This window comes from Streptomyces sp. NPDC025806, assembly GCF_055558275.1.
Map to the genome: position 1 here is coordinate 111,640 of NZ_JBVHMU010000003.1, position 16,069 is coordinate 127,708.

The following is a 16,069-nucleotide window of genomic DNA, read 5'->3' on the forward strand; positions in this document are numbered from 1 at the left end:
GGACCATTGTGGACCGCCCCACTGACAACGCCGATCGCGACCCGTCCATACCGGTGGGTCCGCGGCCGCCGCTGGGTGCTCGCACGCTACCCGCGCGGCGCCCCCGGCTCGAACCGCGCTTCGTTTCGACTCGACCCGCGAGGCGCTCCGCGCTCGCTCTCGGCGTAGCGCCGGCGGGAACTTCGCCAGGCGTCAGCACGCTTGCATACAGTGGCGGGACTGGTAGCAGTTCTGCGCGTTCACGCAGTTCTCCGCGATCGAAGGGACGTACATGCCCATGGGTCACACGGCCACGGCCGAGGCCGGCTCCGGCGGCCTGACAGCGACCGAACACCGGCTGGCCAACGGCCTGCGCGTGGTGCTCTCCGAGGACCACCTGACCCCGGTCGCCGCGGTCTGCCTCTGGTACGACGTCGGCTCGCGCCACGAGGTCAAGGGCCGTACGGGCCTGGCTCACCTTTTCGAGCACCTGATGTTCCAGGGCTCGAAGCAGGTGCCGGGCAACGGCCACTTCGAGCTGGTCCAGGGCGCCGGCGGCTCCCTCAACGGCACGACGAGCTTCGAGCGGACGAACTACTTCGAGACCATGCCCGCGCACCAGCTCGAGCTCGCGCTCTGGCTGGAGGCCGACCGCATGGGCTCCCTGCTCACGGCCCTCGACGACGAGTCGATGGAGAACCAGCGGGACGTCGTGAAGAACGAGCGCCGCCAGCGCTACGACAACGTTCCGTACGGCACCGCGTTCGAGAAGCTGACGGCCCTCATGTACCCCGAGGGCCACCCGTACCACCACACGCCCATCGGCTCCATGGCCGACCTGGACGCGGCCACCCTGGAAGACGCGCGGAACTTCTTCCGCACCTACTACGCGCCGAACAACGCGGTGCTGTCCGTGGTCGGCGACATCGACCCCGAGCAGACGCTCGCCTGGGTCGAGAAGTACTTCGGCTCCATCCCGGGCCACGACGGCAAGCCCGCCCCGCGCGACGGCGCCCTGCCCGAGGTCATCGGCGAGCAGGTCCGCGAGGTCGTCGAGGAGGACGTGCCGGCCCGCGCCCTGATGGCGGCCTACCGGCTGCCCCAGGACGGCACGCGCGCGTGCGACGCCGCCGACCTCGCCCTCACCGTCCTCGGCGGCGGCGAGTCCTCGCGCCTCTACAACCGCCTGGTGCGCCGGGACCGTACCGCCGTGGCCGCCGGTTTCGGCCTGCTGCGCCTGGCCGGTGCCCCCTCCCTCGGCTGGCTGGACGTGAAGACGTCCGGCGACGTGGAGGTGCCCGTCATCGAGGCCGCCGTGGACGAGGAACTCGCCCGGTTCGCCGACGAGGGGCCCACCGCCGAGGAAATGGAGCGGGCCCAGGCCCAGTTGGAGCGCGAGTGGCTCGACCGGCTGGGCACTGTTGCGGGCCGCGCCGACGAGCTGTGCCGCTACGCCGTCCTCTTCGGCGACCCGCAGCTCGCCCTCTCGGCCGTGCAGCGCGTCCTCGAGGTGAGCGCCGAGGAGGTCCAGGAGGTCGCCAAGGCCCGCCTGCGCCCCGACAACCGCTCGGTCCTCGTCTATGAGCCCACAGCGGCCGAGGACACCGACGAATCCGACGAGAGCGACCAGAGCGACGAGGAGGCGGGCCGGTGACCGAGCAGCTCGCGACCATGGACTTCCACCCCCGGCCGCAGGCGGGCGACGCCAGGCCGTGGGCCTTCCCGGCCCCGCAGCGCGGCGTGCTCGGCAACGGCCTCACGGTGCTGCGCTGCCACCGCCCCGGCCAGCAGGTCGTCGCCGTGGAGATCAACCTGGACGCGCCCCTGGACGCCGAGCCCGAGGGCCTCGACGGCGTCGCCACGATCATGGCGCGCGCCTTCAACGAGGGCACGGACAAGCACTCGGCGGAGGAGTTCGCGGCGGAACTGGAGCGCTGCGGCGCCACCATGGACGCGCACGCCGACCACCCCGGTGTCCGGGTCTCCCTCGAAGTGCCCGTCTCCCGCCTCCCGAAGGCGCTCGGCCTGCTGGCGGACGCCCTGCGCGCCCCCGCCTTCGCCGACAGCGAGATCGAGCGCCTGGTGCGCAACCGCCTGGACGAGATCCCGCACGAGAGCGCCAACCCGGCCCGTCGCGCCGCCAAGGAGCTCTCCAAGCAGCTGTTCCCCGCCACGGCGCGCATGTCGCGCCCGCGGCAGGGCACCGAGGAGACCGTCGCCGGCATCGACGCCGCCGCCGTACGCGCCTTCTACGAGCGGCACGTCCGCCCGGCCACCGCCACCGCCGTCGTGGTGGGCGACCTCTCCGGCGTCGACCTCGACACCCTCCTGAAGGACACGCTCGGCGCCTGGACCGGTGACACGGCGCAGCCGCGTCCGGTCCCGCCGGTCACCGCCGACGACACCAGCCGGGTCGTCATCGTGGACCGCCCCGGAGCCGTCCAGACGCAGCTGCTCATCGGCCGCATCGGCCCCGACAAGCACGACCGCGTGTGGGCCGCCCAGATCCTCGGCACGTACTGCCTCGGCGGCACGCTGACCTCCCGTCTGGACCGGGTGCTGCGCGAGGAGAAGGGCTACACCTACGGGGTGCGCTCCTTCGCCCAGGTGCTGCGCTCCACGGCGGACGGCACGGGGGCCGCGATGCTCGCCATCAGCGGCTCCGTCGACACGCCGAACACCGGACCGGCGCTCGACGACCTGTGGAAGGTGCTCCGCAAGCTGGCCGCCGAGGGTCTGACCGACGCCGAACGGGACACGGCGGTGCAGAACTTGGTGGGCGTGGCCCCGCTGAAGTTCGAGACCGCCGCCGCGGTCGCGGGCACGCTCGCCGACCAGGACGAGCAGCAGCTGCCCGAGGACTTCCAGGCCCAGCTGTACCGCCAACTGGCCTCCACGGGCACCGTGGAGGCCACCGCGGCCGTCGTGAGCGCCTTCCCTGCGGACCGTCTGGTGACGATCCTCGTGGGCGACGCCGCGCAGATCGAGGAGCCCGTCAAGGCCCTCGGCATCGGCGAGGTGACCGTCGTCGCAGGCTGACGCCGCCGGCTGACGACGCCACGCCCGGGCGGCAACGCCCGAAACGGGACGAAGCCCCGGAAGCCGCACAGGCCTCCGGGGCTTCGTGGCGTCACTCACGTTTCCCGCGGGCCGCGTTCGATTCACCCAGCACGTCACCGTGCGTCGTAAATGCCCGAATTGATGTAGAGGTTGCCCGTGTGCCCTGTGGCATGCGCTACAAAAGCCGGGATCCGTTTGTTGATTGAAAGATGTCCCGCTTAGCGTCGGTCCGGCTGTTCGCCACGTATGAGCCGCGCCCGCGGCCCCGGACAGTCATCGCCGAGTCCCCCACGGCGCGAGCCAGGGGAGCCGGGGACCCATCGCAGTCCCTGGGGTGAATCGGACGCTCTTCCCGTACGGGGAGGGGGCCCGTAGGAGACCTTCCTGCTCCGAACCCGTCAGCTAACCCGGTAGGCGAGAGGGAAGGAAAGGATCAGCCACTCCATGGCGTTCACCCGTGCCACCGGGAAGCATCGTCGTCCGAGCCGCCTCACGCGCACCACGGCGCAGGTCGCCGGCGTCGCGGCGCTCACCACGACCGGTGTCATCGGAGGCCTCGCCGCCCCCGCTCTCGCCGCCGACACCGCCGCGCCCGCCGACCAGAACGGTCTGACGCAGGCCATCGCGATCGGCGACACCCTGGCCGCCCAGATCGACGCCCAGGCGACCGCGCAGAAGAAGGCCGCCGACGAGGCCGCCGCGCAGAAGAAGGCCGAGGCCAAGCAGCGGGCCGAGGAAGCCAGGCGCGAGGCCGCCGAGAAGGCCGCGAAGGAGCGCGAGGCCAAGAAGCGCGCCGCCCGCGCGGCCGAGCGCAAGCGCCTCAACACCTACGTGGCGCCCATCTCCGGCTCGTACGTCTCGACCGCCTACAAGGCCTCCAGCGGCCTGTGGTCCTCCGGCAGCCACACCGGCATCGACTTCCACGCCGCCAGCGGCACGAGCGTCCACGCGGTCGGCTCCGGCACCGTCGTGGAGGCCGGCTGGGGCGGCGCCTACGGCAACAACATCGTGATCAAGATGAACGACGGCACGTACACCCAGTACGGCCACCTGTCGTCCATCGGCGTCTCCGTCGGGCAGAGCGTGACGCCCGGACAGCAGATAGGCCTCTCCGGCGCCACCGGCAACGTGACCGGCCCGCACCTCCACTTCGAGGCCCGTACGACGCCCGAGTACGGCTCGGACATCGACCCCGTCGCGTACCTCCGCTCGCACGGCGTCAACGTCTGACCCGACATCCGCAGCACCGCAAGAAAGCCCCGGCCGCGTGCCGGGGCTTTCGCGTTCCGGCGTTCCGTCGCACCTTCACCAGGTCCCCGCGTCATCGCTGTCCAAAAAATATCCCTGAATTCGGGGCTCCCGTCGGAAATTCGGGTGAGGTGGAATAGAGTCACTGGACGAGCGCGCGGAAATCGGTGCCGATCGCGCTTTCAGGGGCGTCCGCCGTCCGCGTTTCGCGGGGGCCGGGCGGAGAGCAAGGCGGAGGTCGGGGCATGCGCATTCCCGCGCACTCGGTATGCACGGCGATCCGCGACGACATCGTCGCGGGCGTGTACGAGCGCGGCAGCAGACTCACCGAGGAACTGCTCGCGCGCCGCTACGGAGTCTCGCGCGTCCCGGTCCGCGAGGCGCTGCGCACCTTGGAGGCGGAGGGCTTCGTCGTCACGCGCAGGCACGCGGGCGCGTGCGTGGCCGAGCCCACCGAGAGTGAGGCGGCCGACCTCCTGGAGATCCGCATGCTGCTCGAACCCCTGGGCGCCGCCCGCGCGGCGCAGCGTCGCACGGACGCTCACCTCAAGGTGCTGCGCGGCCTGGTCAGGCTGGGTCAGGAGCGCTCGAAGGAGGGGAGCGGCGAGGATCTGCGCTCGCTGGGGGCCTGGTTCCACGAGACGCTCGCCCAGGCCTCCGCCAGCCCCGGCCTCATCACCCTGCTCACCCAGGTCCGGCACAAGATCGCGTGGATGTACGCGGTCGAGACCCCCGAGCGGCCGGTCGACTCCTGGGCCGAGCACGGCGCGGTGGTCGACGCGGTGGCCCGTCGTGACGTCGAGCGCGCCCGCGCCCTGACGGCCGCGCACATCGCTCGCGAGGCGACGGTCCACCGGCTGCGCGTCCCCCGCGCGAGTGAACGCGTGAGGACTTCGCAACATGCCGTAAACACGACCGGGCTCCACCATTAACACGGCCGCCGTATACAAAGACGTACGGCATTCACGGAACGGTCCGTCCGGAATTTCCCCTGCCTGAATTCCGGTGGGGAATCAATCCGGTGAATCTTTCTGCGATGAATTGCCGTCGTGTTCTGGGCTCGGCAGCGGAAATGCTGACGGAAAAAGCAGAGCCGCGCGCTCCCGGAGGGAACGCGTGGCTCTGCTGTCGAGCGCCGTGCAGCCGGCGCTCAGCGATTTCAGACGGTCTCGGGAAGCTCGTCGAGGCCCTCGGCGACCAGCTTGGCCAGACGGTCGAGCGCGACGTCCGCGCCCTCGGCGTCGGAGGCGAGGACGATCTCCTCGCCACCCTGGGCGCCCAGGCCCAGCACGGCGAGCATGGAGGCGGCGTTGACGGGGTTGCCGTCGGCCTTGGCGATGGTCACGGGGACGCCGGAGGCCGTGGCCGCGCGGACGAAGATGGAAGCGGGGCGGGCGTGGAGACCCTCGGCCCAGCCGACGTTGACGCGGCGCTCAGCCATGTGATGCTGCCCTTCAGGTGACTCAAGGTTGTCTAGACCATTCTAAGCACACCGGGCTGCGGACCCGGATCCCCCGGGCGCACGGCCCTGCGGACCCCCTCAGCGTGCCCCCGGGCCGCCGGGCACGCGACCTGTACGACAGGCGCCACTTGTCGGTGGTCCGCCCTACTCTTGCCGCATGGAGACCCCGTCGGACCGGCACGCCTACCCCGCCCACTGGGAGGCCGACGTGGTGCTGCGCGACGGGGGCACCGCGCGGATCAGGCCCATCACCACCGACGACGCGGACCGGCTGACCAGCTTCTACGAGCAGGTGTCGGACGAGTCGAAGTACTACCGCTTCTTCGCCCCCTACCCCCGGCTGTCCGCGAAGGACGTGCACCGCTTCACCCATCACGACTACGTGGACCGGGTGGGTCTCGCCGCCACCGTGGGCGGCGAATTCATCGCGACCGTGCGCTACGACCGGATCGACGCGCACGGCCGGCCCGCCTCCGCGCCCGCGGACGAGGCCGAGGTCGCCTTCCTGGTGCAGGACGCCCATCAGGGGCGCGGCGTGGCCTCCGCCCTTCTGGAGCACATCGCGGCCGTCGCGCGCGAGCGCGGCATCCGCCGGTTCGCCGCCGAGGTGCTTCCCGCCAACACCAAGATGATCAAGGTCTTCACGGACGCCGGATACACCCAGAAGCGCAGCTTCGAGGACGGCGTCGTGCGCCTCGAGTTCGACCTGGAGCCCACCGAGGCCTCCCTGGCCGTGCAGCGCGCCCGTGAGCAGCGCGCCGAGGCCCGCTCCGTCCACCGCCTGCTCGCCCCCGGCTCCGTCGCCGTGATCGGCGTCGGACGCACCGCGGGAGGCGTCGGCCGCAGCGTCCTGCACAACCTGAAGGACGCCGGTTTCACCGGCCTCCTCTACGCGGTCAACAAGGCCTACCCGGAAGGCCTCACCGAGGCCGAGGGCGTTCCCGCCCACCGCTCCGTCCGCGACATCGACCCGGCCGTCCCCGTCGACCTGGCCGTCGTCGCCGTCCCCGCCCCCCAGGTGCCCGAAGTCGTCGCCGAATGCGGCGAGCGCGGCGTCCAGGGGATCGTCGTCCTGTCCGCCGGATACGCCGAGAGCGGCCCCGAAGGACGCGAGCGCCAGCGCGCCCTCGTCCGCCAGGCCCGCACCTACGGAATGCGCCTCGTCGGGCCGAACGCCTTCGGGATCGTCAACACCTCGCCCGACGTGCGGCTCAACGCCTCGCTCGCCCCCGAGATGCCCCGCCCCGGCCGCATCGGACTGTTCGCCCAGTCCGGCGCCATCGGCATCGCCCTCCTCTCCCGCCTGCACCGCCGGGGCGGCGGCGTCACGGGAGTCACCGGGGTCTCCACCTTCGTCTCCGCGGGCAACCGCGCGGACGTCTCCGGCAACGACGTCCTGCAGTACTGGTACGACGACCCCGACACCGACGTCGCCCTCATGTACCTCGAATCGATCGGCAACCCCCGCAAGTTCACCCGCCTCGCCCGCCGCACCGCCACCGCCAAGCCCCTCGTCGTCGTCCAGGGCGCCCGGCACAGCGGCGTCGCCCCCACCGGGCACACCGTCCGCGCCACCCGGCTGCCCTACGGCACGGTCTCCGCCCTCCTGCGCCAGGCCGGCGTCATCCGTGTCGACACCATCACCGAGCTCGTCGACACCGGCCTCCTCCTGGCCCGCCAGCCCCTGCCCGCCGGCCCGCGCGTCGCCATCCTCGGCAACTCGGAATCGCTCGGCCTGCTCACCTACGACGTGTGCCTCTCCGAAGGCCTGCGCCCCAAGACGCCCCGCGACCTGACCACCGCCGCCACGGCCGCCGACTTCCGCGCCGCGCTCGAAGCCGCGCTCGCCGACGACAAGACCGACTCCGTCGTCGTCACCGCGATGCCCGCCGTGGGGGAGGACATCACCGGCGACGCCGAGCTCGCGGCCGCCCTGAGCGCCGCCGCGGCCACCGTGCCCGCCAAGCCGGTCCTCGTCGTGCACGTCGAGCTCGGCGGCCTCGCCGAAGCCCTCTCCCGCGCCGTCAGCACCGGACCGAACGCACCCGACAACCAGGCACCCCGCCCGGCACCCAGCGCCGCGCAGGCCCCGGCCGACGCCGCCCCCCGCCTGATCCCCGCCTACCCGGCCGCCGAGCGCGCCGTCCACGCACTCTCCGAAGTGGTCAAGTACGCCCAATGGCGGCGCGATGCCGCCGAGCCCGGCAAGGTCCCCGAGTACGAGGACATCGACGAGGCCGGGGCCGCCGCCCTGATCGCCGCCGCGCTCGCCGCCGACGACGACCCGCGCGGGGCCGAGCTCACCCCGGAGGACACCCGCGTCCTCCTCGCCCACTACGGGATCACCGTGCGTCAGACGATTCCGGCCCCCGACGCCGACCAGGCGGCACAGGCCGCCGCCGCGCTCGGCTACCCGGTCGCGCTCAAGACCACCGCCCCGCACCTGCGCCACCGCGCCGACCTCGGCGGCGTCCGCCTCGACCTCGCCGACGAGCGCGAACTGCGCCGCGCCTACGAAGAGCTCACCGACCGCCTCGGCAAACCGGCCGAGCTGCGTCCCGTGATCCAGGCGATGGCACCGCGCGGCGTCGACACCGTCGTCCGCGCCGTCATCGACCCCGCGGCCGGCGCCGTCCTCTCGTTCGGCCTCGCCGGGGCGCCTTCCGAGCTGCTCGGCGACACGGCGCACCGCCTGATCCCCGTCACCGACAAGGACGCCCAGGCCATCGTCCGCTCGATCAAGACGTCCCCGATCCTGTTCGGCTGGCGCGGCGCCGCCCCCGTGGACACGCCCGCCCTGGAAGAGGTGCTCCAGCGCGTCTCGCGACTCGTCGACGACCATCCCGAGGTCGTGGCGGTCGCCCTCGAACCGGTCGTGGTCGCCCAGGACGGCGTCACCGTCCTCGGCGCTTCCGTCCGCCTCGCGCCGCCACCCGCCCGCGACGACCTCGGCCCCCGCACCCTGCCCGCCGCCTTCTGACCCGGCCACGGGCGGGCCGGAGCCCCGCGAGCGTTGTCCACAGGCGCACCGGAGGCCTCTTGGCGGGCCTTAGGATGGAGGGCATGGCCAAGACCAGTACGACGACCCAAGGGCTGCGCGCGGCGATCGAGCGCAGCGGCTACTACCCGGCCCTCGTGGCCGAGGCGGTCGAGGCCGCGGTGGGCGGCGAGGCGATCTCGTCGTACCTCGTGCACCAGGAGACCACGTTCGACGCGAACGAGGTGCGCCGTCATGTCACCGTCCTGGTCCTGACCGACACCCGCTTCATCGTCAGCCACACCGACGAGCAGGCCGCCGACAGCACCTCCCCGACGCCCTACGCGACCACCTCCACCGAGTCCGTCAAGATCGGCCGGATCTCCTCGGTCGTCCTCAGCCGCGTCGTGGCGAACCCGGAGAAGTACGTCCCGGGCACCCTGCCCCGCGAGGTCGTCCTGACCATCGGCTGGGGCGCCGTCGCCCGCATCGACCTGGAGCCCGCCGCCTGCGGCGACCCGAACTGCGAGGCGGACCACGGCTACACGGGCAGCTCCACCGCGGACGACCTCAGCCTGCGCGTCAGCGAGGCCGGCGACGGCCCGGAGACGGTGCGCCAGGCCCTGACCTTCGCCCAGTCCCTCTCCGAGGCGACAGCGGACGCGGGACGCCGATGACCCAGGCCGCCTGGGACGACGTAGAGCCCCTGCCCGTCCACACCGCTCCCGTCCCGGCGTACGGCACCGGCTCACTCGCTGATCTGCTGCCGACCCTCGGCTCCCACCTCGGCGTTCCCGGCTGCACCGCGGCGATCCCCGAGCTAGCCCCGGCCGACCGCGCCTGCGTCTTCCTCATCGACGGCCTCGGCTGGCGCCAGCTCCAGGAGCACCCCGACGAGGCACCGTTCCTCAGTTCGCTGATGGCGTCCTCGCGCGGCGGCACCGGCCGCCCGATCACCGCGGGCTACCCGGCCACCACCGCGACCTCCCTCGCCTCGGTCGGCACCGGCCTGCCCCCCGGCGCCCACGGCCTGCCCGGCTACACGGTGCGCAACCCGGACACCGGCGAGCTCATGAACCAGCTTCGCTGGAACCCGTGGACGAAGCCGCAGACCTGGCAGCCGTACCCGACCGTCTTCCAGCGCGCCCACGACGCCGGAGTGCACACCGCGCAGGTCTCGGCGCCCGCCTTCGAGTCGACGCCGCTCACCAAGATCGCGCTCAGCGGCGGCACCTTCCACGGCCGCCTCTCCGGCGAGGACCGCATGGACCTGGCCGCCGAGCAGCTGGCGGCGGGCGACCGCTCGCTCGTCTACACGTACTACAGCGAGGTCGACGGCAAGGGTCACCGCTTCGGCGTCGACTCCGACGCCTGGCGCGGCCAGCTCATGTACGTCGACCGGCTCGCCCAGCGCCTCGCCGAGCAACTGCCGCCCCGCAGCGCCCTGTACGTCACCGCCGACCACGGAATGATCGACATCCCCTTCGACGAGCAGTCCCGCATCGACTTCGACGAGGACTGGGAGCTGCGCGCCGGAGTCGCCCTGCTGGGCGGCGAGGGCCGCGCACGCCACGTCTACGCGGTCCCGGGCGCCCAGGGCGACGTCCTCGCCGTCTGGCGCGAGGTCCTCGGCGAGCAGTTCTGGATCGCGAGCCGCGACGAGGCGATCGCCGCAGGCTGGTTCGGTCCACAGATTGATCAACGGGTGTACGAGCGCCTCGGCGACGTGATCGCGGCCGCCCGCGACGACGTCGTCATCATCGCGTCCGAGAACGAGCCGAACGAGTCGAAGATGGTCGGCAACCACGGCTCCATGACCGAGGCCGAGCAGCTCGTGCCCCTCATCGAAGTACGTTCCTGAACGCGCCCCGCCCGCCCGACCGCTCCCCGAGCTCTCCCTGAACTCCCCCTGAAAGGTGCTCACTTCCCCATGCCCGAGCTGGTGTTCTTCTCCGGAACGATGGACTGCGGAAAGAGCACCCTGGCTCTGCAGATCGAGCACAACCGCTCCGCGCGCGGCCTCCAGGGCATGATCTTCACCCGCGACGACCGGGCCGGTGAGGGCAAGCTCTCCTCACGCCTCGGCCTGGTCACCGACGCCGTGGAGGTCGCCGACGACCTCGACGTGTACGCGTACGTCGTCGAGCACCTCTCCCAGGGCGGCAGGGTCGACTATGTGATCGCCGACGAGGCCCAGTTCCTCGCGCCCGGCCAGATCGACCAGCTCGCCCGCGTCGTCGACGACCTGGACCTGGACGTCTACGCCTTCGGGATCACCACGGACTTCCGCTCCAAGCTGTTCCCCGGCTCGCAGCGCCTGGTCGAACTCGCCGACCGCGTCGAGGTGTTGCAGGTCGAGGCGCTCTGCTGGTGCGGTGCCCGCGCCACGCACAACGCGCGCACCATCAACGGCGAGATGGTGGTGGAGGGCGCCCAGGTCGTCGTCGGCGACGTCAATCACGCCGAGGACGAGATCGGCTACGAGGTGCTCTGCCGACGCCACCACCGGCGCCGGATGACCGCCGCCTCCACCCGCGCGGGAGCTCTCTCCCCGGACGTGCTGCCGGTCGCCGCCGACTGAACGGCGGGGCGCGCTACCGGTTGCTCTCCCGCGACGCCACGAGCGCGAACCGCGCGCCCTCCGGGTCCGCCACCGTGGCCACCCGCCCGTGCGCGCCGTCCCGGGGCGCCCGGACCACGTGCCCGCCCAGATCGGCCACCCGCTCGACGGCCTCGTCCACGTCCGCGACCTCGAAGTACGTCATCCAGTGCGGCCCGCGATCCCGGGGGAGCGCGTGGCCGACGCCCTGAACGGACGCCACGGGGCGATCCTCCAGACACAGCGTCAGGTAGTCGAAGTCGGCCGAGATCACGGCCTCTTCGGTGTACCCGAACACCGCCTGGTAGAACTTCGCGACGCCCGCCGTCTCCCGCGTCACCAGCTCGTTCCACGCCACCGTGCCCGGCACCCCGGTCAGCCCCGTGCCCAGATGCGCCGCGGCCTGCCAGATGCCGAACACCGCGCCTTCCGGATCGGAGCCGATCGCCATCCGGCCCGCCTCCCCGGCGTCCAGGGGCCCCACGCCGACGGTGCCGCCGCAGTGCCGCACCGACTCGGCGGTCGCGTCCGCGTCGTCCGAGGCCAGATAGGGCGTCCAGGCGACGGGGAGCTGCCGGTCGGGCGGCAGCTGACCGATCCCGGCCACCTCCTTGCCGTCGAGCAGCGCCCGCACGTACGGGCCGAGCTGCTCGGGGCCCGGCCTGAACTCCCAGCCGAACAGCGCCCCGTAGAACTCCTGGGTCGCCGCCATGTCGTGCACCATCAGGCTCACCCAGCAGGGGGTGCCAGGCACGTGCCGGGCCGCTGCCTCGGTCATCGTCACTCTCTCCTCTGATGGCGGCACTCCGTGCCGCACGGAGCTCCCGGACCACGCCGGAACCGCCGGGTCCACGCCCAGGGTGCCCGCATTCGGGTCGCGCAGTCGTCACGGCGCCACATACCGGCCGTGACCGGCCGGTGAACGCTCGGTAGTCGATCGAGCACGCTAGCCGAACGTTGCCGCTCGGGCCAGCCCATGAGCAAGGATGGCCTCCATGAATGCCATCATCACCGCATCCGAACTCGCGAGCGACTTGGCGGCGGGGAACCCGCCCGTCCTGCTCGACGTCCGTTGGCAGCTGAGCACCGCCAAGGCCGCCGGCGAGCCCGCCTTCGACGGCCGCGCCGCGTACCGCGCGGGTCACATCCCGGGGGCCGTCTACATCGATCTCGACGCGGAACTGGCAGGTCGCGCGGGGGAGAGCGGTCGCCACCCGCTGCCCGACACGGAGGCGTTCGGCGCCACGATGCGGGCCGCCGGTGTCTCGGCGGACCGGGACGTGGTCGTGTACGACGGCGGCCAGGGCTGGGCGGCGGCCCGCGCCTGGTGGATGCTGCGCTGGACCGGGCACCCCTCCGTGCGGGTCCTGGACGGCGGCCTCGCGGCCTGGGACGGGCCCCTGGAGACGTCCGAACCGGCCCCGCGGCCCGGCACCTTCGCCCCTGCACCGGGTGCCAAGGGCCTCCTCGACGCGGACGACGCCGCCGCGCTGGCCCGCTCGGGGCTCCTCCTGGACGCGCGGGCGGCCGAGCGCTACCGCGGCGACGTGGAGCCCCTCGACCGGGTCGGTGGCCACATCCCGGGCGCGGTGTCGGCGCCGACCACGGAGAACGTCGCGCAGGACGGCCGGTTCCGCCCGGCGGCCGAGCTCGCCGAGCGTTTCAAGTCCCTTGGCGCGACCGGTGATCCGGACCAGGTCGGCGTGTACTGCGGTTCCGGCGTCTCCGGCGCCCACCAGGTGCTCGCGCTGGCCGTGGCGGGCATCGACGCGCAGCTCTACGTGGGTTCCTGGTCGGAGTGGTCCTCGGACACGTCCCGTCCAGTGGCGACGGGTCCCGATCCCCAGTGACGACCGTGCGGTGAGACGCCGTCGGGGCCCGCGCCGAGCGATCGGCGCGGGCCCCGACGGCGTCGTCCGCCTGGTCAGTCCTGCTTCTTGCGACGCGTCCCGAAGACGATCTCGTCCCAACTCGGCACCGCGGCACGGCGACCCGGACGCACCCCGTCGGCCTCGGCCTGGCGGTCCGTGGTCCCGGTGAGCCGGTCCCGGTGTCCCGCCACACTGCGCGGCATCAGGATGTCCGCGTACGCGGATCCCGCACCGGCCGACGCGGCGGGCGCCGGCGGCTCCTCCACGGCCTCGGCGGCCGCGGGCGGCTCCGGCTCCTCCAGCGGCGGCTCGGGAGCCGCCGACGGACGCTCCGGCAGCACGAGGTCGCCGCGGTAACTGGGCACGGCTTCCAGCAGGCTGGTCAGCGAGTCGCGCTCCGAGGAGGAGGACGACGCGATCGCCGGCAGGTTCTCCTCGGGGGAGGGCTCCGGCGGTGTCGGGCGCTCCAACTGCCGGTCCAGGGCCCGGTCCAGCGGACGGTCCCGGGGCAGCCGGGCGATCCGCGGCACGAACGGGAACGTGGGTTCGGGCGCACCGATGTCGTCGGACTCGCCGATCAGCGAGCGCGCCTCGTCGTCCACGGCCTGGACGAGCCGGCGCGGCGGGTCGTAGGTCCAGCTCGCCGAGTGCGGCTCACCCGCGACGCGGTAGACGAGCAGGACCTCCCAGGTCCCGTCGTCGCGGCGCCACGAGTCCCACTGGACGGTCTCCTTGTCGGCGCCGCGCAGCAGGAGTCGCTCCTGCACCGCCTCGCCGAGCTGGGGGCCGGTGTTCTCGCCGGGACGGCGCACGGGAGTCTTCCTGGCCCGCTCGGCCATGAAGGCACGCTCCGCGAGCACGGGGCCCTCGAAACGGCGAACACGGTCGACGGGGATGCCCGCGAGCTGGGCGACCTCCTCGGCGGAGGCACCGGCACGTATACGCGCCTGAATGTCGCGGGGGCGGAGATGGCTCTCCACCTCGATCTCGATCTGGCCGAGGCGCGGACGGTCGCCGCGTACCGCGGCCCGGAGGCGCTCGTCGATCGGAAGCGTGTACTCCGTGCTGTCCGCAGCCTTCAGCACCAGCCGTGTGCCGTCGTTAGAGACGGCCACGACACGCAGTTCGGGCATGGGGACCTCCCGGGTGGTGCCTGCCGACGTCACGTGCGTCGCTGCTTCCGCTAGTCGAGTGTGGCCTGCCCGGGTGCAGCCTGCCACAACCTTGCTGAGTTGCCCGGCGTGTCGGGCACGGGCCCAGGATCGCCGTTATGGCACGGTTACCTGTTCGCAACGCTAAGTGACCGAAGTCGTCACCCTGTGCAACGAGCCCCCTCCTGACGGCCCTGGAAGGCCTCGGGCACCCTGGCGGGAGACCGGGCCCAAGGCTCGCAACAGTACTCCATTCGGGCCACTCACGTGGATCGGCACGCCGCCGAACTTCTCACAGGGGAGGGGAGTTGGGTACGGGGCCCCGGTACCGGAAGGGCGATTCGTGAGGGATCCGCGTGGCGTGCTTCACGAAATCTGCAGAACCGGAACTGTGCTCTTCGTCCATACGTCCCCTTGTCGTGCGGCACAAGAAGTTCGCGTAGCCTCGAGGGCTTCCTGTGTATTGGGTGATATGTCGAGAAAGGCAGGCAAGGTCCACAGATGGGCGAGAAGCCGGAGAACTCCAAAGACGGTCAGGACGAGGTCAAGGAGAAGAAGCGGCTGGATCTGAGCGTGCCTCAGGTGGCGGGCAGTGCGGTCGCCGCCGTCGTGGCCGCGAAACTCGCCTCCAGCTTCGGTGTCTACGGGACGATCCTCGGCGCCGGTGTCGTGAGTGCCCTCGCGACCTGCGGAGGCACCGTCTTCCAGCACTTCTTCAAGCGGACCGGCGAGCAGATACGTGACGCGGCGGTCCAGACGAAGCCGAAGGGCCGTCAGATCCCCGTCACGGCGGAAGGGCGACCGGTGCCCCGGACCTTCCGCTCCGACGCCTCCATGGACGCGACGCAGGTCATGGCCCCCACGAAGGCCGTCGCGACCGGCGTCCCGCAGCCCGCCACCGGTGCGCTGCCCACCACCACGACCTGGGGCCGCCCGTCCGGCACGGACGACGACGCCTGGCCGGCCGACGAGGACGGCACGCAGCTCCTCGACACCGGAGCCGTGGTGGACCCGCTGCCCGACGACCCCGAGAGCGACCCGGAGCGGACCCGCCTGCTCGGCACGGCCGACCCGGAGCGGACCCGGCTGCTGCGCCAGGGCCCCGTCGACGAGGCGACCCGTCTGCTCCGGACCGCGTCCGTCGAGGTGGATCTCGCCGGGGGCGGCGACGAGTTCACCGAGGGGACCGTGCACCGGTCCCGTGTCAAGAGCTGGAAGCGGCCGTTGATCGCCGCCGCACTCGTGTTCGGCGTCACCATGGGCGGCATCACCACGTACGAGCTCGTCTCCGGCCACAGTTTCAACGGGGACAGCGGGAGCACCACGTTCCGCGACGCCTTCAGCGGCCACGGCACGTCGTCCGGCGACGACGCGCCCGCGCCCGGCACCTCGACGCGGCCCTCCGACGACAGCAGCTCCGGCACAGGAGACCGCACGCGGCAGCAGGACGGCGGGGCGGCCCAGGACGGCACGGCCACCCCGACGCCGAGCGGCAGCACCGGCAAGGGCAGCGGCACGGGCCCGGAAACCGGAACCGGCACGGGCACCGGCTCGGGCGACGACTCCGGTACGGACCCGGGGGCGGGCTCCGGCGACGGGGGTGCCTCCACGAGCCCGACGCCCACCCCCACCCCGTCGCAGAGCGCGGGTTCCGGTACGGGCGACGAGGGGTCGGCGACCGGAGCCGCAGAGGGCGCCGGGGGACAGCCGGCCGCCCAGTGA

The 16,069-nt window shown here is 72.5% G+C and carries 13 protein-coding genes and 1 riboswitch; of the genes, 10 read left to right on the forward strand and 3 right to left on the reverse strand.

Annotated features, from left to right (window positions below; all coding sequences use genetic code 11):
• Nucleotides 1-277: 277 nt before the first annotated feature.
• The 4 genes from ACZ4E1_RS07625 (at nt 278) to ACZ4E1_RS07640 (ending at nt 5,219) form a co-directional block, all read left to right on the forward strand.
• Entirely contained in the window at nt 278-1,633 is a 1,356-nt protein-coding gene (locus ACZ4E1_RS07625; protein ID WP_467536846.1) for a M16 family metallopeptidase, read from the forward strand.
• A gap of 17 nt (nt 1,634-1,650) precedes the next feature.
• Nucleotides 1,651-3,018: a M16 family metallopeptidase gene (locus tag ACZ4E1_RS07630; RefSeq protein ID WP_467537585.1), complete on the forward strand. Its 1,368-nt coding sequence runs from the start codon at nt 1,651-1,653 to the stop codon at nt 3,016-3,018.
• A 288-nt stretch (nt 3,019-3,306) separates the two neighbouring features.
• Nucleotides 3,307-3,471: riboswitch (cyclic di-AMP (ydaO/yuaA leader) on the forward strand.
• Between the two features lie 12 nt (nt 3,472-3,483).
• Nucleotides 3,484-4,269, forward strand: a complete 786-nt coding sequence (locus ACZ4E1_RS07635; RefSeq protein ID WP_467536847.1) for a M23 family metallopeptidase — start codon at nt 3,484-3,486, stop codon at nt 4,267-4,269.
• A 263-nt stretch (nt 4,270-4,532) separates the two neighbouring features.
• Nucleotides 4,533-5,219 (forward strand): GntR family transcriptional regulator, encoded by a 687-nt coding sequence (locus tag ACZ4E1_RS07640; RefSeq protein WP_467536849.1) that lies wholly within the window; start codon nt 4,533-4,535, stop codon nt 5,217-5,219.
• Nucleotides 5,220-5,446: 227 nt separating this feature from the next.
• Here the strand turns inward: ACZ4E1_RS07640 and ACZ4E1_RS07645 are convergent, their stop codons facing one another.
• Nucleotides 5,447-5,728 carry an HPr family phosphocarrier protein gene (locus ACZ4E1_RS07645; RefSeq protein ID WP_399129715.1) on the reverse strand — a complete coding sequence of 94 codons (282 nt, stop codon included), beginning with the start codon at nt 5,726-5,728 and terminating at the stop codon, nt 5,447-5,449.
• Nucleotides 5,729-5,906: 178 nt separating this feature from the next.
• Between ACZ4E1_RS07645 and ACZ4E1_RS07650 the strand changes: the two genes are divergently transcribed.
• The 4 genes from ACZ4E1_RS07650 to ACZ4E1_RS07665 all read left to right on the forward strand — a co-directional run bounded on the left by ACZ4E1_RS07650 (nt 5,907) and on the right by ACZ4E1_RS07665 (nt 11,307).
• Nucleotides 5,907-8,729, forward strand: coding sequence for a bifunctional acetate--CoA ligase family protein/GNAT family N-acetyltransferase (locus tag ACZ4E1_RS07650; RefSeq protein WP_467536850.1), 2,823 nt, complete (start codon nt 5,907-5,909; stop codon nt 8,727-8,729).
• A gap of 83 nt (nt 8,730-8,812) precedes the next feature.
• Entirely contained in the window at nt 8,813-9,403 is a 591-nt protein-coding gene (locus tag ACZ4E1_RS07655; RefSeq protein WP_467536853.1) for a DUF5998 family protein, read from the forward strand.
• Nucleotides 9,400-10,587 (forward strand): alkaline phosphatase family protein, encoded by a 1,188-nt coding sequence (locus ACZ4E1_RS07660; RefSeq protein ID WP_467536855.1) that lies wholly within the window; start codon nt 9,400-9,402, stop codon nt 10,585-10,587. The genes ACZ4E1_RS07655 and ACZ4E1_RS07660 overlap by 4 nt, the downstream gene beginning before the upstream one ends.
• Nucleotides 10,588-10,656: 69 nt before the next feature.
• Nucleotides 10,657-11,307, forward strand: coding sequence for a thymidine kinase (locus ACZ4E1_RS07665; RefSeq protein ID WP_188336413.1), 651 nt, complete (start codon nt 10,657-10,659; stop codon nt 11,305-11,307).
• A 13-nt stretch (nt 11,308-11,320) separates the two neighbouring features.
• On the opposite strand, the gene ACZ4E1_RS07670 is transcribed toward ACZ4E1_RS07665, so the two are convergent.
• Nucleotides 11,321-12,103: a VOC family protein gene (locus ACZ4E1_RS07670; protein ID WP_467536858.1), complete on the reverse strand. Its 783-nt coding sequence runs from the start codon at nt 12,101-12,103 to the stop codon at nt 11,321-11,323.
• Nucleotides 12,104-12,320: 217 nt separating this feature from the next.
• Between ACZ4E1_RS07670 and ACZ4E1_RS07675 the strand changes: the two genes are divergently transcribed.
• Nucleotides 12,321-13,175 carry a sulfurtransferase gene (locus tag ACZ4E1_RS07675; RefSeq protein WP_467536859.1) on the forward strand — a complete coding sequence of 285 codons (855 nt, stop codon included), beginning with the start codon at nt 12,321-12,323 and terminating at the stop codon, nt 13,173-13,175.
• A 74-nt stretch (nt 13,176-13,249) separates the two neighbouring features.
• Here the strand turns inward: ACZ4E1_RS07675 and sepH are convergent, their stop codons facing one another.
• Nucleotides 13,250-14,329: a septation protein SepH gene (gene sepH, locus ACZ4E1_RS07680; RefSeq protein WP_467536861.1), complete on the reverse strand. Its 1,080-nt coding sequence runs from the start codon at nt 14,327-14,329 to the stop codon at nt 13,250-13,252.
• 519 nt (nt 14,330-14,848) lie between these two features.
• On the opposite strand from sepH, the gene ACZ4E1_RS07685 reads away from it, so the two are divergent.
• Entirely contained in the window at nt 14,849-16,069 is a 1,221-nt protein-coding gene (locus ACZ4E1_RS07685; protein WP_467536863.1) for a hypothetical protein, read from the forward strand.

Excerpts from the sequence above, each read along its gene's own strand:
- ACZ4E1_RS07625 (WP_467536846.1), top strand. The coding sequence starts at position 278 with ATGGGTCACACGGCCACGGCCGAGGCCGGCTCCGGCGGCCTGACAGCG.
- ACZ4E1_RS07630 (WP_467537585.1), top strand. The coding sequence starts at position 1,651 with ATGGACTTCCACCCCCGGCCGCAGGCGGGCGACGCCAGGCCGTGGGCC.
- ACZ4E1_RS07635 (WP_467536847.1), top strand. The coding sequence starts at position 3,484 with ATGGCGTTCACCCGTGCCACCGGGAAGCATCGTCGTCCGAGCCGCCTC.
- ACZ4E1_RS07640 (WP_467536849.1), top strand. The coding sequence starts at position 4,533 with ATGCGCATTCCCGCGCACTCGGTATGCACGGCGATCCGCGACGACATC.
- ACZ4E1_RS07645 (WP_399129715.1), bottom strand. The coding sequence starts at position 5,728 with ATGGCTGAGCGCCGCGTCAACGTCGGCTGGGCCGAGGGTCTCCACGCC.
- ACZ4E1_RS07650 (WP_467536850.1), top strand. The coding sequence starts at position 5,907 with ATGGAGACCCCGTCGGACCGGCACGCCTACCCCGCCCACTGGGAGGCC.
- ACZ4E1_RS07655 (WP_467536853.1), top strand. The coding sequence starts at position 8,813 with ATGGCCAAGACCAGTACGACGACCCAAGGGCTGCGCGCGGCGATCGAG.
- ACZ4E1_RS07660 (WP_467536855.1), top strand. The coding sequence starts at position 9,400 with ATGACCCAGGCCGCCTGGGACGACGTAGAGCCCCTGCCCGTCCACACC.
- ACZ4E1_RS07665 (WP_188336413.1), top strand. The coding sequence starts at position 10,657 with ATGCCCGAGCTGGTGTTCTTCTCCGGAACGATGGACTGCGGAAAGAGC.
- ACZ4E1_RS07670 (WP_467536858.1), bottom strand. The coding sequence starts at position 12,103 with ATGACCGAGGCAGCGGCCCGGCACGTGCCTGGCACCCCCTGCTGGGTG.
- ACZ4E1_RS07675 (WP_467536859.1), top strand. The coding sequence starts at position 12,321 with ATGAATGCCATCATCACCGCATCCGAACTCGCGAGCGACTTGGCGGCG.
- sepH (WP_467536861.1), bottom strand. The coding sequence starts at position 14,329 with ATGCCCGAACTGCGTGTCGTGGCCGTCTCTAACGACGGCACACGGCTG.
- ACZ4E1_RS07685 (WP_467536863.1), top strand. The coding sequence starts at position 14,849 with ATGGGCGAGAAGCCGGAGAACTCCAAAGACGGTCAGGACGAGGTCAAG.